Raw genomic sequence first — 22,775 nt, 5'->3', positions numbered from 1 at the left:
ATGGGTGTCAGATTATGGTGTTAATCATTTAGCTTAGTCAGATATCTGTCAATAAATCATAGGGTTTCAAGACAGAATATGAAAGCTCTCTTATAATTGGTGAGTAGATTTGCCGAGTCCGGCAAACATGTTGAGAGAAATTGAATATGAAAAAGGCTCTAATTCTTATTACGTCTTTAGTATCGTTTGGCCTACTTGTTGGTTGCCAAGCAACATCAGAAACGAGCGCTTCTCAAGAAGTGGTTGCAGAGAACACTCAAGTGATTTCAGGAACAGTAAGCTACCGTGAAAGAATTGCATTGCCAGAGAATGCAGTGGTTACCGTTACGCTAGAAGATATCTCACTGGCTGATGCACCATCGACGGTTATCGCAACTCAAGAGTTCACCACAGACGGTAAGCAAGTACCGTTCGCATTCGAGCTGAGCTACGACAACGACAAAATTAAAGCTAACCACCGTTACAACATGCGCGCATCGATTCATGTTGACGGCAAACTGCGTTTCACTACTGACACGATTAAGTCAGTAATTACTGATGTAGAAAATACACAGCAAGCAGACCTACGTTTGGTTGGTGTTCGTTAATCAGAAGTCGATGCCACTGTTAAGGCATCTTGATTGGCTTAACTTAGCCAGTTGAATCAGCGATTAGTGGCAGCTCTAGGGCTGCCATTTGTATATTCTGAGTTTGATCTTTCCTGCATCACTCACCTCAATCCCTTCTTTAACCAAATGCTGCTTTTGTCTGTCGAACGAATCAGCCTTTAAAGATATTTCACCCTTGCTGTTTATCACTCGATACCAAGGCAGTTTGCTACCTTCTGGCAGGTTACCCAGCGCTTTACCAACATGGCGCGCATAGCCCGGAAATCCTGAAAAACGTGCTATGTCTCCATAAGTTGTTACTTTCCCATATGGAATTTGGTGAATCACAGCAAAGATTTGGCTCAAAAATTGGTCCATACTAAATGTTCCTAGTTCATAAATACCAATCACAGTAAGTAAGTGTTCAAAAATAGCGCAGGGAAAAAGCTTGAGAGCAAGGCCGCTCTTTTTGATAAGTAGTCATTCTCCAATCAAAAAATCTAACGAGGTTATCGAGTTTTTTAACAAGCTAGGGTGACCAGTTAATTACTACGATTGGTATGGTACCACGGATCGGTAGAAGGAGAGGGCTATGGTATTTACAACGTTTCAGTTCTTGATCACCACATTATTAGCGGTTGTTTGCGCGAGAGCAATCAGTTTAAGTGAGGGAGATATCCCGGTGCTTGCAATGGTCATTCCTGCCTTATGGATTTTACCGCAGGGGGGCATAGCAGGATTAGCTTTGCTTGCTGCCATGACCACTTATGGTCTAACCCTTCCTTTGCAGCCTATCACGCTGTCTGTCAGTGCGTGGGTACTGTTCCCGCTATTGATGGTGGTCTTTTCAAGACGCAGTAGTTTGTCGGTCGTGATTATTTCCGGCTTGATTGTGACTACTTTGCAGGTCGGGATCATGGTGACACAATCAGCAGGCAAGCTTGAAGGCGTCCCGTGGGTTACCACACTTCAAACCTTATCAATCATCGTGATTTGGTGGGCGGCAAATCATCTTAAGCCTGCTAGCCGACACAGCTGGTGGTCATTAGGCTTAATACTTCCATTATGGATAGCCGATTTACCTTATGCCGCTTTGGTTGCCTTGTGTGTAACGGGCATCATGGCATCGATGGAAACACTGACTCGCTTGAAAACCTTCCGCTGGAATAAACTATTGTGTTGGACATTGCCGACGGTTGGTTTTGCGGCACTGGTGATTACCCCAAGCATCGAAGTGCCTAGTCCAGTCTTTGTGGTGTGGTTATGTCTATTAGGCACCGCGTGGATGACAGACTACATCATTCGTACAGAAGATAACGAAGACATCGATATCTAGTACGTAGATAACCCGAACCTTACAAATGCAGGTAAATGGTGAATTTACCTGCGATTTTCTAGTGGTTTGAATAAAGGATAAGCACTTAGACAGCAATTGTTCAAAAATAGGGTGGAAGGGCTTGCAATGGTTGCTGTGATGCTTAATAATCCAATCACTCTTTGAGGCAAGCCTCTTAGAAAACGAATCTATGGGGGCCTGGTCCTCCCGCAACAATAGCTCGTGAACTCGGTCAGGCCTGGAAGGGAGCAGCCGCAGCGAGTGACTTGTGTGCCGGGATGTGGCTGGGTTCCCACCCCTTATGAAGCCTGCAATATATGTTATATCTATAGCATTGATATATGTACTAATTGCAGTATTCCGCCTTTAAAAGCCAGAGCTAGGAAATTCCTAACTCTGGCTTTTGTCGTTAGATCAATAGCAAAAAATATACTATACCTACTAATACCAACTTAGTTTGATATGGTGTTGAATGACTGCGATCGTTAAAGTTCAAGCTCAAATCAAGATTGATCACTCAGGGTTAATGCTCAATATTCCTGTTCTTATTACTGAACAGGGCGTATTTGAACCTTTGCTTGATTACGTTATTAGCCAATCTCATATAAAAAGCCTTCCTTGGATGAACCGAGTTGTGTTTGCATGCCAGTTATTACTGGAATACATGGAGGTCAATCGTGGGTTATTCTCAGAACCGAACCTTCTATTTCAATCTTTTGTACAACGGCTATCATCGGGGACCATCGACAAAGTAGGGTTTGATTCATCAGGTTTGTTTTGGTTACCTCGATCCGTCTCCAACGTTAATCAGCTTTTATCTGCATTGAATGGATTAACGGATTGGCTCTCTATCCATAAAAATACAAGCAGTCTTAACGACTTTGAAGAAGCAACCACCCACCAAGAGCGACTCAATTACGCCGCGTGGCACAAGAGAAATCAGTACAATTTTCTTGGCCATATAAAAAAAAATGCACTTCCCGAATTATTGAAAAAGGTCAGGAAAGTTCGTGGGAAGAAAGACGTAATTAAAGTGGACGGAGACGCGATTTCATTTCCAGAACAGCTATTTAAATCTTTTTTTATCGACGGTGTCGGCAGTGCGAGAGACTCCAGAATTGCCATTCGCGATCAGCTGATTTTGCTGTTGATGCACGGGGCTGGGGTTAGAGAGAGTGATGCTCTGCATTTGTGGGTTGATGATGTGTTTCTTGATCCAATGAACTCTGATAGTGTTACCGTTCGTTTATATCATCCTGAAGATGGCAAGGCACCGAATCATTGGGTCGGTAGAAAACGACAAAGTACGCGTTCGGCTTACCTTGCTGAAAAGTATCACCTAACACCACGCAATAAACTCACGGGTACCGCCAGAGTTGGTTGGAAAACCAAAGTGGTCGACCACGATGATAACTATATTCAACTTCATTGGTTTCCCTCTTATTACGGGGAAGTGTTTGCTTATTTATGGCAGCAATATTTATTTGCTTTGCTCCCTATTCAGCGCAATCACCCTTACGCTTTTGTTTCTTTTTCTAGACGGCAACTAGGTAACGCATTAACGCTAAATGCTTTCAATCAAAGCTATGCGGCGGGTATGGGCAGAATAGGTCAACTTGCATCGAAGCCAGAAGGTCGTTCACCTCATGGACATCGCCATGCCTATGGAAGACGCATGTCTAATGCAGGGGTAGATGTGCGATTCATTAAGAAAGCACTGCATCACTCTTCTCTATTATCTCAGTCGATCTACACCCAACCAGGCGTCCGTGATGTCACACTTGCTTGCGAGCGTGCCACGCAGAAGCTTGATGGTCAGCAGTATGCGAACTTCAAGCAAGATGTTGAACTGAGTTGGGAAACCATTATGGAATCTGGGTTCGAAGATATTGATCCCGACGGTTTGTTTTCAGGTAAAGCGCCAAAATTTGGGAAACGAACTAAATGAAATCAATAGACTATGAATTTAATTGGTTCACCGAAAAGAATGGTTCGGGTTGGGATACGTGGCGAGAGGTTGCGGCGACGTGGTTGCATCAAAAGAAGTATGGCATTGATCATAAGAAGAATGCATTGGACCGGTTTTTGGATGAATACTTAGTTCCGAAATTTATTATTGATCCCGTCGAGTTTTTCGAAATGGGTCCGCAAGATTATGATCAGTTTCTCGGTCAATTCGAATTGTCGGAAGGCTACAGGGTTCGACAAAACAATGAGGTGTGCTCGTTTATCGATTGGGTGATAACCACATATTACTCGCAACCGGATGATGACGGTGAGTTGGTTGCTATGTTCAAAAACCCTTTTCAAAAGGGGTCTAATCCAGTTAAAAATCAAGAAACGGTCTACAACGCTTTACCTTATACCTACATTAAACGGTTGCGAAAAACTCTTTGTCCGATTGAAAGGGGAAACTTTTCAGACTGGAAATGGGCGATTGAGCAAAGTGACGCATTTATATTGAATGGCCGGCATCAAAGAGACTGGTTTATTGTTGACGGCTCTGTCATTGATAAAGATGACCCTGATTTTGTATGGCGGAAAATCAAAGTAGATAAGCCTCGCAGTATTAGAATTGATGGAGTGCTAAAACCGTTTAAGAAAGGTGAGCATTTTTATGTGATTTGGTCCCCCGTTCGCGCAATGGCACTGTACCTAAAATTGCAACTTCCATTACGTACTTTTCAGGTTCGTATGCTTGATTCTGGTGAAGCCGATACGTGGCGCTACGAAAGTGGAAGTTGGGTTGCTAACGAAATGAATGATTTTGTTGAAGGCAGTGAAAAGCACCCTTGGCAAAAAGGTGTATTTCACCGAATCATCACACCAGACATTGGCGATGTGATGACAGGTCTTTACATTAATACTAATAAGACCGCTGATAAGAATAAGGATGAAATCACGCGAGGCTATGTGATCCCTTGGCAGCATGAAGAGGTCTTATATTGGCTAGAAAAACTGCGCAACTGGCAACAGAAATACAACCCTATTACGGAAGCAACCTCTATTCATCAGCTTGATTACAAACATTTTGGAAGCACAAAAACTGATATTCAGCGCAATGAAATTGGCAACATTTGTTTTTTGTTCCGCAATGCCGCCGCCACCATAAATAGTGAAAAGAAATTGCCGATAACCCAAGGGTATTTGAATACACTTTGGGTTAATTTAATGGCGCAACTCGAACAGGATGTTCATGAAGATGACCATAAATTAACGGACGGTAGTAAAGTTAATTTTATTGACCCTACCAATCATCGTAAGACGTTTTTCCCACTGCATTCATTACGTGTCTCGCTTATCACTTGCTACACCATCGAAGGGGAAATCCCCGCGCCGGTATTATCCAAATTACTGGTGGGTCACAGTAGGCTCATCATGACGATGCATTACACTAAGATCTCGCCTGTGATGATGGCGAAAAAAATGCAGGTGGCAGAAAGCAAAATTGAAGAACAAAACGACGCAAGCTTGCATTCATTTTTGGTCAATAAATCGATAGAGCAGATCGGCTTAAAATCCGCTTATACAGATATTGAGTCGCTGCGCACGGTACTAAGGGTGAGGAACCCCGCAGGATGGCAGGAAAAAGCGATAGGTATTTGTTTAGCAGGAGGGAATACCACGCCCCTTGTGGAAAACACTTCAATTGCAGGTTGCTGGAATGGTGGTGAAAAACTAAAAAAAGCGAATCGTAATCAAGCGGACTTGTATGGCCCTGTTCCTCATGGAATTGAAAATTGCGTCCGTTGTCGCTGGTTTATCACCGACATCAAATACATCCATTCATTAACCGCTCACTTTAACAACCTTAGCTATCACGCCTCTGAATCAGCCAAAATCGCAGCAGAATTAGAAGCTGAGCAAGCTGAGTTGTTGGATGAAGAGTACTTTTGTGAGGTGAATAATGAGCCTTTCAAAAAATACGAGTATTTGCATCAAATAGATCGACGCATTGAAAAGCAAAAAATTGGTGCGGATGAATACTGTAAAGACTTAGTCGCGTGTTTTCAGATCATTCGTAAGCTCATTAATATCGAAGAGCAGCGCCTGCCAGAAGATACAGCGGATAAAGTCGTCGCAATGGGCTCACATGCCGAGATCTCTCCCTTCTTTAGCTTTCTAGATACAGACTCTGAATTTAGGCAATTGATACAACTGTGTGATGACGCAGAAGTTTACGCCGATCTGCGGGATGATTTAAGAAAAACACCCGCGATCACTCATCGTTCAAACAAGTTGAATTCAATGCTAATGCAATCGGGTTACATGCCATTTTTGATGCAACTTGATGATGAAACGCAACTGTTAGCGGGCAATGCAATGATTAATGCCATGCTCAAAGCGACAGGAGAACTTGATAAAACCAAAGCGATGGGTCTCATCGCATCGTATCTTGATACGGAAACGTATTTACAAGACGCGGGTTTGTTGGAGATTGGGGTTAAAGCTATTGAATCTCAAACCGGAATTAATATTTTACGTCTTGCCGATTTATCGAAAAACAAAGTTGGAGTGACTAAAAATGGCTAGCCCCGTTGATCCACATATCGTATTAGAAGAGCTTTGCTCAAGAGCAACAGCCCGCACAACGACAGCGCTAAGAACATTGCACCAAATTCTAGAACAACAAAGCCAGATGAAGTCATTGGACTTCTCTATTGTCACGATTGGAAAGTTATCTCAAGAACAAGGTGGACCTTCGACACAAACCATTCGTAATCGAACAGGAAAGCATTTTCAGCAATTGATTGATGCGTGGGCAGCCTATTCGGGAACGACTCGTAAGAAGCCACTCTCGGTGCGTCAAAAGCAGCTTCTCAACAATAATGACCAACGCATACTGGAGTCTATCGATGATCCAGTCATTCGAGCGGTTGTCGGTTCGTTAATTGCGGAGAGGAACAAATACAGAGACCAGCTTAACGTATTAAAAGCGAATGCCGATATTGTCATAGACCGGACTACTAAATCTCAGCCTCAGGTGGCGGCTACTTCAAATCAGCTGACACCAATAGAAGTGGAGGCTCTGCGGTTTGCCATTTCTGACGAGTTTATGGATGAAAAAAGATGGGTTGTGATGCCGACGGGGCAAGTTAAAGATGAAAATGGCATAGAGGTTTACCAGCGAGGTTATGTGAATGGGGTGCTTAAATTAATCTAAGTGTGGGGGAAGTAGGGCTGTGGACGACGCTTTGCCCGGAAGTGAGTTGAGTTAACGGTTACCGGATCACCTAACAAGGTTTTGCCCCATTGTGTGTTTCGATCCCACTAAGCGCTACCGACTAACATGACTTTTTCAAAAATAAAACTAATACAAAAAGTCAATTGCTATATACCAGATTGGCTCAACTCATTAGTTGAAATTCACTAAACTTAGCAAAATTAGGTGTGTTTGAACTACCACTAAAGGTATAAAGCATAAGTCCTTTTGCTTGGCCGTTTAATGTCTTCGCAGAGCCAATGACTTGCCAAGAGCGTTTTTGATTACATTCCAAGAACGCAGTGATAGTACCATCATTTTTTTCTATCTTAACTGAGGCTGTCGTGCCTTCAAATGTGCTAAGTTGTTTGATCTCTGGTTGACCATTTTGCTCTACAACAAACACAATGGAAGGCTCGCCCATGAACATTTCTTTACTAATTTTGATGTAGTTATCGTTGTCCCAGTAAATGCCTAGGCCAGCTTGTTCAAATGGCAAGGTTGGCTCTAAGGTGATGGTTACTTCTGCGCTATAATTGGGTTGAGATACTGGGTAGATGAAAATGTTATCCACGTCACTTGAACCCGCGCCAAAAATATTGCCTTCTTGCACTTGCATCGACAACAGCCCGTTATCAAATGACCAATGGCTTGGGTTCTCATTTTGAATGTACCAGTCGTTTAAATTCTTCATTTCGGACTCCTTGGGTTTAGATCATGCGTTGGCGAAGGCTATAAAAAATATCTTCAAGGTCGCCAAGTTTTTGCTGCTCTATGCGCTTTAGCTGTTGCTGCACCGTGTCATACATGAGCTTATTGTTCATGTCATTCAGTGTCGCATAGTGGTGGGTACGACGACCTAAAATAAAGTTATTTTGATCGTTTTCGTTCATCAACATGAAGTGATCAATGGTACGTAAAAACGCCTCTTTATCATGCGGAAATTGTCCATTGAGTTCCGTCAGCAAATTTATCCCATGATAATTACCGTAATTGCTTTTGATGCCATCTAATTGGCTGATCAATTGAAATTGTTCTTCCAACATCTCACGCTCTGAAAGTGGCGTAAACTGGCCGTTTTGAACCATATCATCCAACTCAGTACCAGGTTTTACCGCTAGCGATAATATTCGGATCTCCTCAGGATCAATCTGGTTTAATAGCTGGGCAGTCTGTGCGATATGGTGCTCGGACAACGCCTTCCCACCTAAGCCAAGAATGATGAATGTCATCATTTTCATACCCGCCTGCTTCGCGTACTCGGCTGATTTCAAAATTGACTTAGGGGTGATCCCTTTTTTCATCAACTTGAGTACCTCAAGCGAGCCCGACTCCATACCGCAATACAGCATGTTTAACCCTGCATCGCAGATAGCCCTCATCTCGGCTGGAGACTTTTTAGTCATGGTTTGAGCTCTGCCATATGAGCTAATTTGTGTGAGCTCCGGGAACGCCTCTTTTAGTGTATTGAGCACATCCAGTAAATCGTCCGTTTCCATTGCAAAGGAATCACCATCTTGCAAAAAACAGCTCTCAAACTGTCGGTTTTTATAGAAGGCTCGTGCCGCCCAGATATCACGTTTGATCTCTTCGACAGGACGAATAGAGAACTCCATCCCTTCAAACAGAGTACAGAACTTACATTTATTCCACGGGCAGCCTTGTGTTGTCCGTATCAGCAAACTGTCTGCTTCAGAGGGTGGGCGTATTGGACCTTGTTGAAATTGTATCTGTGTCATGGCTTATCTATCCATCAATGAAATCAATAAGCGCATGCTACGTAATTTAAAGCACAGTAAAAACTGGGGCTAGTTTGATTTATTATCAAATTAAAATAGACAATCCATTATCAATCTATTTTTGATAATAAATCAAATGGGAGGTTGTTTATGGATGTGAATGCGTGTCGTACTATACATCCAACCCAACAAGGCAGCGAAGGCATCGTTTGATAAGCTGCATAACGTTATGATGAGGAATACCCTATGAGCAAGTTAACTATCGTTGCAAACATCGTTGCTAATGAAGACAAAATTGAACTAGTAAAAGCAGAACTGCTAAAACTAATCGACATCACACGCGCTGAAGAAGGCTGCATTAACTACGACCTTCACCAAGATAACGAGAACCCAGCACACTTCATGTTCTACGAGAACTGGACTTCACGTGAACTTTGGCAGACACACATGGCAAACACGCACCTAGCCGAGTACATGGCAGCAACAGAAGGCTCAGTGGCAAGCTTCACGCTAAACGAAATGACGCAAATCGCATAAATAGTTTTTGATTCTGTAGTGTTTGGAAGGAAGGTCATCATGACCTTCTTTTTTTGCCTGTCGATGTAGTGAAAATAATGATTATTGATATCTGGTTCTATCTAGCTGCGATACCTGCTGTGTTCTTTTATGGGATGGGAAAAGGCGGTGTTGGAGGGATTTTGGGTATGCTCTCGGTGCCATTAATGGCAATGAGTGTTTCGCCTGTCCAAGCCGCTGCTATTCTATTGCCACTTTTATGTGGAATGGATCTAATGGCGCTGTTTTATCATCGTAAAAATTGCAATTATGCCGAACTCAAAGTCATGATGCCTTTTGCTGTGTTAGGGGTTATGGCCGCTTCTTACTTCATGGGCAGCCTTCCGACACACATTGTTGAACTAATGATTGGTGGATTGGCGCTGACTTTTTTGGGGCAAAAATTATTGTTGAAGCAATCAGGTTCACCTAACCGAATCAAAGGCTACGCATTAAACCTATTATCAGGTTTTTCGAGTACGATAGCTCATGCAGGGGGACCGCCAGCAAGCATGTATTTGCTACCCAAGAAACTGCCTAAAGAGCAACTTATCGGCACCAGCGTTGTGTTTTTCGCTGGGCTTAATTTTGTTAAGTTAGTCCCATACAGTTATATGGGACAACTCGATACACAAAACTTGATGACATCACTCGTGCTTGTACCTATTGCATTTATAGGGGTGAGAACCGGTGTTTGGTTGGTTAACATCATCTCTCAAGAGCTGATTTACAAAATCAGCTACAGCGTATTATTCATTACGGCTATAAAAATGTTGTACTCCGGAGTCGCTACGTTATAAGCCATCGTCAGTATCTTATAGCGCTCTTTTTTCTGCTAATTGCTCAAGTATCACGTTCGTTCTCTCTCTAAATAAATCTCTTAACAGCCGAACCGTTGGTGTGATGGACTGACGGCTCGGACAAACCAACCAGAGTTCAGTCGGCGTTGGTTTGTACTCCTTCATAATACTAACCACTCGACCTGCTAAAAGGTCATCAGACATATCAAGGCACGATTTGATTGCCACACCTTTACCTGCAACACACCAACGCCTCACCAGATCCCCATCATTCGAAGCTCGATTGCCTTTCAGTTTTACCTTATGAGTCGTACCCTCATGACTGAATAACCACTCATTTTGTAACACATCGTGCAATTGATAAAACAACGCATTGTGCTCAAGCAGATCGTTCGGCTGTGTGGGGGCTGGATTTTCCGCTAAATAGCTAGGGCTTGCACACAGCACTCTCTGTACATCACAGATTTTAAAGCCATACATATTGGCATCGGTTGGTGAGCCATAGCGCAGAGCCATGTCGACAGAATCACGGTAGAAATCAATATTGCTATCGCTAATACTTGAACGCAGTGAGACATTCGGGTATTGCAATAAAAACTCATCTAACCAAGGAGTAATAAGGTTACGCCCCAAATCAGACGATAGCGCGATACGAATTTCACCATCAATAATGCCCAAGTCTTCATGCATATTCATTTTGGCCTGCTCAAGCATCTTTAGCGCCTCTTGACACTGAGGTAAATAACGCTCCCCAGCAGAGGACAATCGCAAGTGACGGGTTGTACGGACAAAAAGCTCCGCGCCCAATGATGCCTCAACGCGCTTTACCGCTGCACTCGCTGTGGCGGTACGCATATCTAAACTGGTTGCCGCTGCGGTGATGCTGCGAAACTCCGCGACTTTTAAAATAACCTGTAAATCTTCTAAGAGCATGATGAGACCTTTACCAGAAAAAGGGACAGCAGTATTTGCTGCGTTTCTACTATTTATAAAGCAGTCTTGACGACAGAACAATCTGCATTCAAATTATTTTTGATAATAATTCAAATTAAAACCTGTTTTTCATTGTTAATAACTCGCCTATCATAGCTTCATTCAAACAAACCCGACTAAACACAAGACCTAGCGCATACGTTTATGATTATCAATTTATTTTAGATAATGTTTAAAAAATAATTAGATAATCCATGACGATTCATTGACTACACTGATTGGTGTTGCCAGTGCTTACGGCAAGCTACAGAAATAAGGTGTTGTTTTTTTTTAGGGTTATTATTGTTGTTAACAAGTAGAGAGATAAAGGAATTAAACATGACTAAATTGACTATTGTTGCAAATATTGTTGCGAACGAAGATAAAGTTGAACTGGTTAAAGCAGAGCTATTGAAGCTGATTGATATCACGCGTGCTGAAGAAGGCTGCATTAACTACGACCTTCATCAAGACAACGAAAACCCAGCACATTTTATGTTTTACGAGAACTGGGTATCTCGTGAGCTATGGCAAGCACACATGGGTAATACTCACCTTGCAGAATACATGGCAGCGACGGAAGGGTGTGTTGCAAGTTTCACGCTAAATGAAATGACGCAAATCGCTTAACTTTACATTAGATGGGTATCAGCCATTTATTACGAACCAAAATCAAGTGAATCCCACTAAGGTACATGAAATGAAAAACGTAAAATCACTTTTAGCCATTGCGGTAGCAACCCTCTTTAATACCGCTCAAGCAGCAGAGATCGAAGTCGTCGCTGAGCTTGATGGCACACGACCAGGGAACATTACAGTAACGAAGCAGGGGCGTACTTTCCTTTCTATGCAACCCCTTGATGCACCTGAACTTCGTGTTGTTGAATTGATGAAGGATGGCTCAACCAAAGCATTTCCAACCCAAGACTGGGCAGATGGTCCAGATAAAGGTGAGGTTGGTTTGGCTTCAGTAATCGGTATTGATAGTACCGATGATGGTGTTGTGTGGGTGTTAGATATGGGCAGTGAAACTTCGCCTTCGCAAATTGTTGCATGGGATACCGTCAACGATAAGCTATTTAAACGCATTGAAATTGGAAAAGACGTACAGGTCGGTAACTCTTTTTTACAGGATTTTGCATTAGATACACTGCGTAACCAGATGTACATTGCCGATACGAGTTTAGGTAATCTGTATGGCGAAGCTGCGCCTGCCTTTGTTGTTGTAGATTTAAATACAGGTAAATCTCGCCGCGTTTTGCAATCAAATAAAGCACTGCTTTCACCTGAGCATGAGGTTGTGATTGATAGTTCTCGTATGGCGACAAAGCGTGAAGATGGTAGCGTTGATGCGCTTTATCTTGGTGTGAATCCAATCACTATTGATGCAAATAATGAATGGCTATATTTTGGTACAGTCAATGGTAGTGCTATCTACCGTATTCCTGCCGCTGCTCTTGCTAACACAGCGCTTAGTGAAGATGCATTGGCCGAGCAGATTGAATTTTTCAGTGAAAAACGTCCAAGTGATGGCATGATTATCGCAGATAACGGTGATATCTATGTCGGTGATATTGAGAAAAATGCTGTTGGTGTGGTGAATAAAGACGGCTACAAAATCTTTGCACAAGATGACAAGTTATTGTCATGGGCAGATGGTTTCTCTATCCAGGGTGATTACTTGTACGTCACTCAAAACTCTCTTCACTTCCACCCTGCTTTTAACGAAGGTGAAGAAGGTTCTAGAAAGCCATATCATGTCTTGCGAATCAAATTAGATTAAGGCGACAGTAGATAGATACGTAAATATCAAGCGTATGTATTTCATCAATGCATACGCTTTTTTATTAAGTGTAAATCGGCATCTATCAATTTATTTTTGATAATTATTCAAAAATTAGGCTGTTTTTGATTACTCTAGAGCCTTGTATTATCAATCTATCAGCAACGATAAGAGCGAAAGAACAATGAATAAAAAAATCACAATGGGTGTAACAGATTTATCATTCCATCGCACGACAGCTTCATTGGTTAGCAATGTATTGAAGACCATGGGCTTCGAAGTTGAGCGAATCTTTTCCCCTCATCAGGAAAATTTTGAAAAACTGAAAGCTGGTGAAATCGATATGCTCTCTTCTGCTTGGTTACCATCGAGCCATGGTATCTATAAGTCGGACGTTGAAAAAGTTGAGCCATTAATCGAGCTTGGACTTCATTACGAACCTTACGCACTGTGGGGTGTGCCGGATTACGTACCTGAAGAGATGGTCGCTGAAGTGGCGGATTTATTGAAGCCTGAAGTCGTCGAGCAAATGAGACCTAAAATTCAAGGTATTAATCCAGGAGCTGGAATCACTCGCTTCTCTATCCAGATGATGGAAGAGTACGGTTTAAGTAAAGCAGGCTATGAGTTTTTTACAGGCAGTGAAGACGACTGTTTTAGTGCTTTTGAAGATGCCGTCGCAAATAAAGAGTGGGTCATTGTGCCGCTATGGAAACCGCAATTTCTTCACTATCGTTATGATATTCGCGAGCTTATAGAGCCGAAAGGGCTGCTTGGAATTGTAGACCGAGCTGTACTGTTACTGAGAGATGATAAGAAAAATCTATTTACTGATGAACAGCTTAAAACCTTAGATTCATTACGTTTCTCCAACGATATTATTGCCGAGCTTGATTATAAAGTGTGCCGAGAGGGTAAACCGCAAGATGAAGTGACGTATGAATGGTTAGCTGCACAAGGTGTTATCTAACTAGGTTAACAGGTAAGTATCTCAACACTACCCGGTCGAGCAGTGTGATTATCAAAAATATATTGAATGTAATTAAAAGATTAGGCGGTTTATCTAGGGTAAAAAATCTCTATGATGAAGGTGTCCAATCAAAGGAGAAACAACATGCCAGCACCAACAACAATGAAAGCAATTGGTTTTACTCAATCACTAGCAATTACAGAGCAAGACAGCTTATTCGAGTTTGAAACAAGCCTGCCAGAGCTAAAAGACAATGACCTGCTGGTAAAAGTGAGTGCGACCTCGATTAACCCAGCAGATGCAAAAATACGTATCCGCAACGCACAAGATAAAACCCTAGAGCAGCCAAAAGTATTGGGCTATGACGCGGTGGGTGAAGTGGTTGCTAAAGGTGGCAATGTTTCAGGCTTCGAAATTGGTGACCGTGTTTATTACGCAGGTGATGTGACACGTATGGGTGCGAATGCTGAGTACCAAGCGGTCGATTACCGAATTACAGCTCACGCCCCAAAAAGCCTTTCTGACGAATCAGCAGCCGTTATGCCTCTCGCTACATTGACAGGTTGGGAAGCCTTGTTTGATCGCCTACGCGTTCGTCCAGAAGAGAAGAAATCTATCCTGATTATTGGTGGCGCAGGCGGTGTCGGCTCGATTACGATTCAATTGGCGAAGCAGCTCACTAACTTAACAGTGATTGCGACCGCTTCAAGACCAGAGACTGAGCAGTGGGTAAGAGATATGGGCGCTGACCATATTGTGAATCACCGCAATCTAGTGGAGTCGGTACGTGAGCAAGGCATTCAACATGTGGACTACATCTTCAACGTTGCAGATACCAAAGGTCACTGGGATGCAATGGTCGAGTTGATTGCTCCGCAAGGCATGATCAGTTCAATTGTAGAATTTGATGGTGGTGTTGACCTATCAAAACTACAAGGCAAATCAGCTGGCTTTATCTGGGAGCTGATGTTTACTCGCTCGCTGTTTAACACTGACGATATCCAGAAGCAGCAAGATATCCTGTTCCAAGCGGCAAACTTGATTGATGCTGGCCGCATTAAATCAACACTCACTACAACATTAAATGGCTTTGGTGTTGAGACGTTAAAAGACGCACACCAACGTATCGAAAGCAGCGCGTCAATTGGCAAAACTGCAATTAAATACTAACTCAGACTTATAAAAACGGGATTTTTGATGAAACTGTATATCTACGAGCATTGTCCATTTTGTGCCCGTGTTGTTTATGTTGCTAATGCACTGAAGCTTAACGTTGAATACCAAGTTGTGGATTACGCTGATGCGCAAACTCTGATTGATTTAATCGGTCAAAAAATGGTGCCAGTTTTGGAGAAAACGGATGGCAACGTGATGGCGGAAAGCATGGATATCATTGCTTACTTTATCGAGCAAGCTGGTATTGATGCGGTAGCCGCACCATCAGAAGAGACGTTGGCATTTCAGCGTGAGGCATTCCCTTTGATTCAAAGAATTGGCTACCCTCGCTGGACGAAACTGAATCTAAAAGAGTTCGCGACTGAAGCAAGTGTTACTGCATGGCAAGCGAAGAAAGAGACAGAAGAGCTGAACTTTGTTCGCCTGTTAGAAAGCACAGAGCAAATTGTTGCAGATGTAAACGCACAGTTGCTTAACGCTGAAGCGTTGATCCAACCGAATGCGGGTAAATCACCACTGCCTTTGGTTGATCAGGCAATCTACTTCTCGCTACTGCGCGGCTTCTTTGCAGAACCGACCATTACATGGCCACAAGAGCTTAAGTTATGGATGAAAACAAACAGTAATCAGCTAGGCGCTAGTTTACTAACTGTCTAGATTGTTGGACGAAAGCGTGTTAATTAGGCCCGAGTTATCAAGATGGTAGCTCGTTTTTTTTATTAATATAACCAGTCAAACTTAAAAACAGTAAAACCTGTGATTTCTTTTTACTCATTACTATTCCTCTTCCCCTAGAAGTAACCTCAAGGCAGGTTGGAAATCTTTACGACGTGATTTTCCATACCTGTAGTTATTCATTTATTTCTAATTTAGCAAAATCCCAAACACGAAAATGTCCAGAAGTTTTATTGATACACGCGCCGACTAATCAGGCACGCGTATTTATGGAGTTCAGCAAACAATGAGCAAGCTAAGATTAAAGTGTCGTTAGTTTGGGTGTCTAGTTGGTAATATCGACGTCTATGCTTCCCAGATAGGTACCGGTGAGCTGCACCTTATCTCCAGCTTGCAAGTAACTTTTGTTATCAAAGCTTTCTTCGATGTATTGCTCCAAAATATAGTCTACCGGACCAGAATCTAAGAATGAAAAGGTTACGATCCACTTGATGGATTTCGATATTCTATAACCCCACCCAGGGGTGTTGTAAACGACACCCGCCGGCGTACCTGTCACTAGATTTTGGTTTGGATTAATCCCTTGTTGGTCGAATAACGTGACGCCTTGACCTTGATATCGCCAGATAGGCTGTTCTCCCTTTTCTAGAATCATCTCAATAAGAGATTTGGGGTCACGAATCATTTCGGAAGCAGCGGTTTGTTGGCGCTGCTCACCATTGACATAGGTGGTTAGCAACACGCTTTTTAAGAAGGAGTTCCAATCTTTGGGAACCACAATGTAAGGTCCGGTTGGGAAGCGTGATTGTCCACTTTTCGCATCACTAAATCCATGACCTGATGTAACGTTGTCGACATCAATCTTCCGCAACAGCTCCGCTCTGTCAGTAAAGTCACCACATACAAATAGCCCCGCATAACCATCGCTTTGTTCAGGGCTATTTATAGGTTTAATCCACCTCATACACAGCTCTACCTCGTAATCCAGAAGCACATCCTTTTGGTAGCGGATCTTGGTGTGGTTTGGTGTTGGCTTGGAAAACTTAGGAAATAGGAAGACTTCGTCAATATCTGCTTCTTCACCATGCTCTAAGTAGTTAGTGCCTGCTGCGATATGCTCAGATCCTTGCCCACCTGCTGCGAGTAGTTGTTTGTAGTCTAGGGATGTGACTGGGAGGTCGTAATGTACGTCAGACAAAGTGCTATAGCCGTATCGGTCGATAAAGCTTAGTGCTTCGCTCGGGTAATAGTCAAAATGGTCACTTAGATTGATCGCTTTTACACTTTTTCCCGTAGATTCAGTGACTAAATACGTATGGGTTTGACCTGATGGGTTGAGTACTTGTGCGAGTGTAAGGGCAACGTCAGAGGGCGCGATTTCCGTCGAATGAGCATAATTGATTGACGACAAAGCGAATAGTGCTGTGAAACTGATTAGTTTTGGTGATACTTTCATTTTAACTCTCCGTTTGGTTGATGTGATCACAGTACGCTTGCCAATGTCACAATTACGTCACCAATCTTCGCGCTAATACAGTAGTCATTGAAAAGGAAATTACATGAGAATACTTGTCGCAGAAGACAACCACGCAACCGCAGCTAATTTAGGTGATTATTTAGAGCTCTTTGGTCACGATATTGACTTTGCTTATAATGGGCAGGCCGCCATTCAATTGTTGGATGAGTCGCGCTTTGATCTAATAATATTGGATATTATGATGCCAGTAATGAACGGTTTAACGGCTTGCAGTGCTATTCGTGCGGGTCGTCACGCTGATATACCAATTATCTTTTTGACCGCGAGGGATACGCTTGAGGATAAATTAGCAGGCTTCAAAGCCGGCGCGGATGACTATTTGGTGAAGCCGTTTGAGCTACAAGAGCTTTACGCTAGAGTTGAAGCACTCGAGGCGAGAAATCAACGCCGCTTAAGCCCAGAGTTTCGATATGGTGGTTTGGTTTATGATGTCGGTACCGATACTGTCACGGCTAATGATGAAAAAATTGCTTTAGACCCAACTCAAAAACGTATCGTTTGTTTACTCATAAAAAAAGCCCCAAAACTCGTCGGTAATCAAGACATTGCGTATGAAATCTGGAAAGGCGATGAGCCCGAAGAAACGAGCGCATTACGCACTCAAATATACCGTCTGAGAAAGGCATTGCCAGAAGGGGTGCTGGTTACAGAACGTGGCCAAGGATATCGACTTAATGCTGTTTAATGTGAAAAACTCATTTATACAATGGTACTTTGGTCACTTTAGGCATCAAGTCTTTACCGTGATGTCGGCTTTGATGTTACTCGTGGTCATTGCGATCGGAGTGATTGCGTGGGCGGCTACCGAAATTGCCGCCGACAGTTTTATTAACCAACGCGTAAAGTTGCTACAACAGCAATGGATACAAACATCGTTAGTGACCGGAGACTGGACTAGCCCGGAAGATAATTTCCTTGCTGTATACCAATTTGAAGACGATAACAAACCGAGTTTTCTTGAAGGTATAACAAACATAGGGATAGAAGAATTTGAGCTCAGCGATGCTCATACGGTGACTTTTATGTCACCGTTCCAACAAAAGTGGCTTCACTTTGTCTATTTCCCTGAACTGGATCCCCACATGGTCGATTATGGCGAAGGAGTGATGGCTTATGTTGGGTACATGATGGTCGTTGTGTTTGTTTTGGGACTGGTTGCTGCCCACTTACTGTCAGGTTATTTTAGCGGTCCAATTGACCTTTTGGTCCATCAAATTCAACACCCGTCTGACAACGTTAATGATAGTGCCATTTCGTCGCGTAAAGATGAAATTGGGGCACTGTATCGGACTTATCACCAATCCTATTCTAGGATTCAATCCTTTTTGAAGCGAGAGCAACAGTTTACTCGCTTTGCCAGCCATGAATTACGAACGCCGGTTAATGTGATTCTAGGGGCGACCGATCTGCTACAAATCGCAGAAGTTAATGATAAAAAACGGCAAATAATCAGCCGTGTTCAAGTCGCAAATAAAGAGATGGATAACTTGATCAATACCTTTTTGTTACTCGGTCGGGAAGAAAAGGGGATTCAGCCTAAAAAGTCATTACAGGCAGTCATTAATGAAACGATCGAGCAGCATCACTTTTTGCTTTCTGGTCGAAGTATCCAACTAGACCAAGTTTTGCTGTCGGATGTTGAAATAGAAAGTTATTTTGCAAAGGTCATTATCGCGAATCTTATCCGTAATGCGATGAGTTACACCGATAGCTATATATTCATCCAGTTAAAAGGACGACGACTTGTGATTGGAAATGATGTTAGGGAACACGATGGGCAAGGCTTTGGTCATGGAGATGAAATCATTTCAGCTGTCTGTAAGAGTGCCAACTGGCGCTATCATTTGTCGGTGACATCTCACAAAGCGAAGGCTGTGATTTATTTCTAAATAAGTTAATCAGTGAGTTGTGACTTTGTTGTGACACAAGCCTAAGTAGAGTCTGGCTATCTAAGCACATAAGGATAGTACGATGATTCACTCAAACTTGTTAGTTCACCCAGTTTTATTTACGCCTTCGTTGAGTTCTAAACAGAGAAACAAGGCGACCAAGTTATTCTCACTAAAAGGTTACCTTAAGCTGTTGGCGGTTGGATGCGTGTTGGCTAGTTCTGCAGTGTATGCAGAGGAACAAAACACAACTGGCTTTCATGGTAGTGTCAGTCTTTTTACGGGGGTCGATGGTACTAACTCGGTGATGGATACCGATTCTGAAGCTAAAATCACTGATTATTCGAGTTCTCAAGACCGGCAGAGTGAAGCTATTGTTATTCCTTTTTGGGATCTTAACTATCGTTTTGATGATTCAAATGAAGTGTATTTTAAAACTGATATTGTTGGAATGGCGAGCGACTTTTACACACAAGCTGGATATCGTCATTATTTGACTGACGGCTCAAATATAGCGATTGGTGTGGTCCCGGGATTGTTGGAGAAAGAAGTCTGGAAAAACCCTTATCAATTGAAATCAGATAGAACGACAACAAACGCTGCTGTGAAAGGTCTTGTTTTAAATTATGACCGAGTTTTGGGTTCAGATTGGTCTCTTGAACTTGCTCGCGGGAAGTATTTGCTAGACCAAGAAGACAGTTTAGCAGCGCTCTCTAGAAATTCGAACCTTAGCTATGTTGAACTAAATTACATGACTGACTTAAATGAGTCGTGGGGAATCGAGTGGTTGATCAATTACCTAGATGTTGATGCTTCAGGTTCGGCATTAAAGAGCCAGCGTATTAGTACAGAAGCTGAGTTTCAACTAAGAAACGGGCGACATATTACAATGCTAGCGGGCAGCGTTGGACTTCAAAAATTTGACGACATAAACCCTCTCTGGAAGCGAACTCGGGAAGATACGAAGCTCGGTGTGTCAGCGACATACATATATGCGATGCCATTTGATTGGAAGAATACACTTTTCATTGCGAGAGGTGGGTGGGACATCACTGACGCTAACATTGATTTTTATGACCATGATGAATACTTGGTTACTTTAGGAATGCAATATCAATTCTGAAAAGCCACGTATTGAAAGTGGGTAAATGGCACTGATGCTTCTTCAGTTTCATTTACCTCTTTTTATGATTTTGATAGAGAAGATTACTCGCCGTGTTTTGACACTTCCATAGCGAATCTAGAGTGATTCTAACTTATTGGCTATCCCGATCTCAGGACGATCTTTGAAAATTTTGTCTGTACCTATAGATGAGCAACCTATTGTATTTGATGGGTGAGTTTGGCCACTAGGTTGGAGGTTTTGTTGTAATAGAAGTAATCCGTTAAATGCTAATGTAGCAAAATCACTGACACGCTTCTGTCCAGAGGCTTCATAGGTTTGAAGTTTTACTCGTGGCACTTTTCTCAAATAGTGCCACCTAGCTCAGAACTGCCCCATTTTAAGTTACGTGAAGCGTCTGCTTGACCTACTTTTTGTTATGAGCGAAAGTGGCGGAAGATGCCTGTTATTTTTTTCTAACTTGTTGTTGATATGAAAACTAGTTTAAGTATTCGCACTTACACAAAGCACTTTAGTAGCCATGTTCACGATAGCTATCATCAACTGGTACTGCCTATTCAAGGCAATATTCATATTGATATGAATGGTTTCTTGGGTAAGGTGAGTGTCGGTGAGTGCGTGGTGATCCCAAAAGGAATAGCACATGGATTTACTGCTGATGAAGCCGCACGATTCATTGTAGCTGATTATGATCAACTTCCTTCACATTTGATCAGTGAGGAGTTAGCCGTTTTTTCAACCTCTCCCCCTTTGTTGAGCTTTCTTCATTTTGTTGAAAAGCAACTTGAATATCAGGTGGATAATCAAATTGAAGCCTCTATAGTCAATATTTTTACTTTATTGCTGGGACAGCAAGAGTTGTCTCGAACGAGCGATCCACGAATTCGTGCAGTGCAGAACATGATCAGCAAACGGCTAGCCGAGCCTCTAACTATTCAATCGCTTGCTAAGGCTATATATCTTAGTCCAACCCAGTTCAAGAAGCTTTTTAAAGAAAACATAGGAATGAGTGTGTTCAAATACATCACTGAGCAACGTATGGAAAAGGCTAAGGCACTGCTGACCCATACTGACTTACCTGTGCAGTTAATAGCTGAACGAGTAGGATACAGTGACCTTTCAGCTTTTAGTCGACGTTTTTCCACCTACTATGGAATGTCACCAAGAGCGTTCGCTCGTTCTTGAGTTGGTCTATTTAAGCAACTATTGCGTCCTTTTAGCAAATACATGATGTGATTAATCGCCTAAGATTTCTGCCTTGTTATCAGTTCCTCGGTAGATATATTTATGTTGTACAATCGCTATACTTCCTATCAGCTCGGCATTTTCTCGATACTGTTTGCTTCAATCTTATGGGGCACTACTGGCACAGTCGCTAGTTTAGCTCCAGATATCAGTTCTCTGGCAATAGGTGCTTTTTCAATGGGGGTTGGTGGGCTTTTTCAAGTCGCACTGTCTCGCAAGCAACTTCGACATGATTTCAAAAAGATTCTGAATCATAAGAGGAAATTGGCGATTAGTGCAATTGCTTTAGCTGCTTATCCATTAGCATTTTATTCCTCCATGAGGCTGGCTGGTGTCGCAATTGGTACCGTGATTTCTATTGCTACAGCACCGTTTTTTGCGGTTTTACTTGAGTGTCTATTTAGCAAAGGTAAAAACATCACGAAAAAATGGTTGCTAAGCTTCTCTGTCGGAATTGCAGGCATCATGTTGTTAGTTTTCTCAGAGTCATATGCAACCGATACAGTCAGTAACTTAAGACTGATTGGCATCTTGTTGGGTCTTATGGCGGGTTTATTTTATGCCGTCTATTCATGGGTTGCTAAAACACTCATTGAACAGGGTGTCGAATCCCAATCGGCTTTAGGCTGTATTTTTGGTTTTGGTTCATTAATTTTGCTCCCAACACTTTTGGTCACTGGCGAAAACCTTTTTGCATCAACAACCAATATTCTGGTAGTTGGCTATATGGCTTTGATTCCAATGGGTTTAGGTTATATTGCTTATGGATTTGGCCTAAGGTTTGTGACCGCAAGCAGTGCAAGTTTGATTACGCTTTTTGAGCCTGTTGTAGCAGCAGCTTTAGCTGTGGTGGTGGTTGGCGAGTCGATACCGCTGCTTGGTTGGAGTGGTATCGGTTTAATCCTCATTTGTTTGTTGATTCAAGTAAAAGACAGGTAGCCACCCACGAACAAACACTCATGGATACTATCATGCTTAATTGTTTACTATGTTAAGCACTAGACTGACTACTAAAGTGGTTGATGGCTCGATATCGAGCCGCACCACGAAATTAGACACCTTACCAAGCGATTTTCCAATACCTAGAATTATTCGCATGTTATTAAATTAGCAAAGTCGCTAACTCAGAAATGTCCATTTCCTTCCAACTACAATCGTGATGACCAAATTAAAAAGGAGGTCATC

The 22,775-nt window shown here is 42.5% G+C and carries 22 protein-coding genes and 1 other RNA gene; 18 read left to right on the top strand and 5 right to left on the bottom strand.

Going from position 1 to position 22,775, the window contains the following annotated elements:
- Positions 1-146: 146 nt before the first annotated feature.
- The gene (locus AB6E52_RS07070; RefSeq protein ID WP_102319976.1) at positions 147-587 is read left to right on the top strand and encodes a YbaY family lipoprotein; all 441 of its coding nucleotides are present in this window, start codon (positions 147-149) and stop codon (positions 585-587) included.
- A gap of 75 nt (positions 588-662) precedes the next feature.
- On the opposite strand, the gene AB6E52_RS07065 is transcribed toward AB6E52_RS07070, so the two are convergent.
- Positions 663-965 carry an MGMT family protein gene (locus AB6E52_RS07065; protein ID WP_102319975.1) on the bottom strand — a complete coding sequence of 101 codons (303 nt, stop codon included), beginning with the start codon at positions 963-965 and terminating at the stop codon, positions 663-665.
- 214 nt (positions 966-1,179) lie between these two features.
- Between AB6E52_RS07065 and AB6E52_RS07060 the strand changes: the two genes are divergently transcribed.
- The 5 genes from AB6E52_RS07060 to gmtX all read left to right on the top strand — a co-directional run bounded on the left by AB6E52_RS07060 (position 1,180) and on the right by gmtX (position 7,087).
- Complete coding sequence (locus AB6E52_RS07060) at positions 1,180-1,923, top strand: hypothetical protein (RefSeq protein WP_017070265.1); 744 nt, start codon at positions 1,180-1,182, stop codon at positions 1,921-1,923.
- 196 nt (positions 1,924-2,119) lie between these two features.
- Positions 2,120-2,216, top strand: an RNA gene (gene ffs, locus AB6E52_RS07055) — signal recognition particle sRNA small type.
- A gap of 179 nt (positions 2,217-2,395) precedes the next feature.
- A complete protein-coding gene (gmtY, locus tag AB6E52_RS07050) occupies positions 2,396-3,871 on the top strand; it encodes a gamma-mobile-trio recombinase GmtY (protein ID WP_102319974.1) in 1,476 nt (491 codons plus the stop codon).
- Positions 3,868-6,456, top strand: coding sequence for an integrase family protein (locus AB6E52_RS07045; RefSeq protein ID WP_102319973.1), 2,589 nt, complete (start codon positions 3,868-3,870; stop codon positions 6,454-6,456). Before gmtY ends, AB6E52_RS07045 begins: the two co-directional genes overlap by 4 nt.
- Positions 6,449-7,087: a gamma-mobile-trio protein GmtX gene (gene gmtX / locus AB6E52_RS07040; RefSeq protein ID WP_102319972.1), complete on the top strand. Its 639-nt coding sequence runs from the start codon at positions 6,449-6,451 to the stop codon at positions 7,085-7,087. The genes AB6E52_RS07045 and gmtX overlap by 8 nt, the downstream gene beginning before the upstream one ends.
- Before the next feature lie 184 nt (positions 7,088-7,271).
- Here gmtX and AB6E52_RS07035 read toward each other — a convergent pair whose 3' ends face one another.
- On the bottom strand, positions 7,272-7,820 hold the full coding sequence (locus AB6E52_RS07035) for a DUF1349 domain-containing protein (RefSeq protein WP_102281779.1): 549 nt from the start codon (positions 7,818-7,820) through the stop codon (positions 7,272-7,274).
- Positions 7,821-7,836: 16 nt separating this feature from the next.
- Entirely contained in the window at positions 7,837-8,865 is a 1,029-nt protein-coding gene (locus tag AB6E52_RS07030) for a radical SAM protein (protein WP_102281777.1), read from the bottom strand.
- A gap of 246 nt (positions 8,866-9,111) precedes the next feature.
- Between AB6E52_RS07030 and AB6E52_RS07025 the strand changes: the two genes are divergently transcribed.
- On the top strand, positions 9,112-9,402 hold the full coding sequence (locus AB6E52_RS07025) for a putative quinol monooxygenase (RefSeq protein ID WP_102281775.1): 291 nt from the start codon (positions 9,112-9,114) through the stop codon (positions 9,400-9,402).
- Between the two features lie 77 nt (positions 9,403-9,479).
- Complete coding sequence (locus AB6E52_RS07020; RefSeq protein WP_102281773.1) at positions 9,480-10,220, top strand: sulfite exporter TauE/SafE family protein; 741 nt, start codon at positions 9,480-9,482, stop codon at positions 10,218-10,220.
- A gap of 15 nt (positions 10,221-10,235) precedes the next feature.
- On the opposite strand, the gene AB6E52_RS07015 is transcribed toward AB6E52_RS07020, so the two are convergent.
- On the bottom strand, positions 10,236-11,153 hold the full coding sequence (locus tag AB6E52_RS07015) for a LysR family transcriptional regulator (RefSeq protein WP_102319970.1): 918 nt from the start codon (positions 11,151-11,153) through the stop codon (positions 10,236-10,238).
- Between the two features lie 378 nt (positions 11,154-11,531).
- Between AB6E52_RS07015 and AB6E52_RS07010 the strand changes: the two genes are divergently transcribed.
- The 5 genes from AB6E52_RS07010 (at position 11,532) to grxB (ending at position 15,778) form a co-directional block, all read left to right on the top strand.
- Positions 11,532-11,822, top strand: a complete 291-nt coding sequence (locus AB6E52_RS07010) for a putative quinol monooxygenase (protein ID WP_102281769.1) — start codon at positions 11,532-11,534, stop codon at positions 11,820-11,822.
- A gap of 70 nt (positions 11,823-11,892) precedes the next feature.
- A complete protein-coding gene (locus AB6E52_RS07005; protein WP_102281767.1) occupies positions 11,893-12,975 on the top strand; it encodes an L-dopachrome tautomerase-related protein in 1,083 nt (360 codons plus the stop codon).
- Between the two features lie 202 nt (positions 12,976-13,177).
- Positions 13,178-13,945, top strand: a complete 768-nt coding sequence (locus AB6E52_RS07000; RefSeq protein ID WP_102281786.1) for a glycine betaine ABC transporter substrate-binding protein — start codon at positions 13,178-13,180, stop codon at positions 13,943-13,945.
- 144 nt (positions 13,946-14,089) lie between these two features.
- Positions 14,090-15,115, top strand: a complete 1,026-nt coding sequence (locus AB6E52_RS06995) for a zinc-binding alcohol dehydrogenase family protein (protein WP_102281765.1) — start codon at positions 14,090-14,092, stop codon at positions 15,113-15,115.
- A 27-nt stretch (positions 15,116-15,142) separates the two neighbouring features.
- Positions 15,143-15,778, top strand: coding sequence for a glutaredoxin 2 (gene grxB / locus AB6E52_RS06990; protein WP_102319969.1), 636 nt, complete (start codon positions 15,143-15,145; stop codon positions 15,776-15,778).
- A gap of 343 nt (positions 15,779-16,121) precedes the next feature.
- Here the strand turns inward: grxB and AB6E52_RS06985 are convergent, their stop codons facing one another.
- A complete protein-coding gene (locus tag AB6E52_RS06985) occupies positions 16,122-17,252 on the bottom strand; it encodes a fumarylacetoacetate hydrolase family protein (protein WP_102319968.1) in 1,131 nt (376 codons plus the stop codon).
- Positions 17,253-17,355: 103 nt separating this feature from the next.
- On the opposite strand from AB6E52_RS06985, the gene AB6E52_RS06980 reads away from it, so the two are divergent.
- The 5 genes from AB6E52_RS06980 (at position 17,356) to AB6E52_RS06960 (ending at position 22,529) form a co-directional block, all read left to right on the top strand.
- On the top strand, positions 17,356-18,018 hold the full coding sequence (locus AB6E52_RS06980; RefSeq protein WP_102319967.1) for a response regulator transcription factor: 663 nt from the start codon (positions 17,356-17,358) through the stop codon (positions 18,016-18,018).
- Positions 17,987-19,222 carry a HAMP domain-containing sensor histidine kinase gene (locus tag AB6E52_RS06975; RefSeq protein WP_240800853.1) on the top strand — a complete coding sequence of 412 codons (1,236 nt, stop codon included), beginning with the start codon at positions 17,987-17,989 and terminating at the stop codon, positions 19,220-19,222. Before AB6E52_RS06980 ends, AB6E52_RS06975 begins: the two co-directional genes overlap by 32 nt.
- Positions 19,223-19,304: 82 nt before the next feature.
- Positions 19,305-20,345 (top strand): DUF2860 family protein, encoded by a 1,041-nt coding sequence (locus AB6E52_RS06970; RefSeq protein ID WP_102319965.1) that lies wholly within the window; start codon positions 19,305-19,307, stop codon positions 20,343-20,345.
- Between the two features lie 471 nt (positions 20,346-20,816).
- Positions 20,817-21,530 (top strand): AraC family transcriptional regulator, encoded by a 714-nt coding sequence (locus AB6E52_RS06965; protein WP_102319964.1) that lies wholly within the window; start codon positions 20,817-20,819, stop codon positions 21,528-21,530.
- 96 nt (positions 21,531-21,626) lie between these two features.
- Entirely contained in the window at positions 21,627-22,529 is a 903-nt protein-coding gene (locus tag AB6E52_RS06960; RefSeq protein ID WP_372010926.1) for a DMT family transporter, read from the top strand.
- Positions 22,530-22,775 lie beyond the last annotated feature (246 nt).

The sequence above is a fragment of the Vibrio sp. 10N.247.311.13 genome (assembly GCF_041467595.1).
GTDB lineage: Bacteria > Pseudomonadota > Gammaproteobacteria > Enterobacterales > Vibrionaceae > Vibrio > Vibrio crassostreae_C.
Note: the sequence above shows the minus strand (reverse complement) of the source record. Positions and strands in the feature narration are given on the sequence as shown.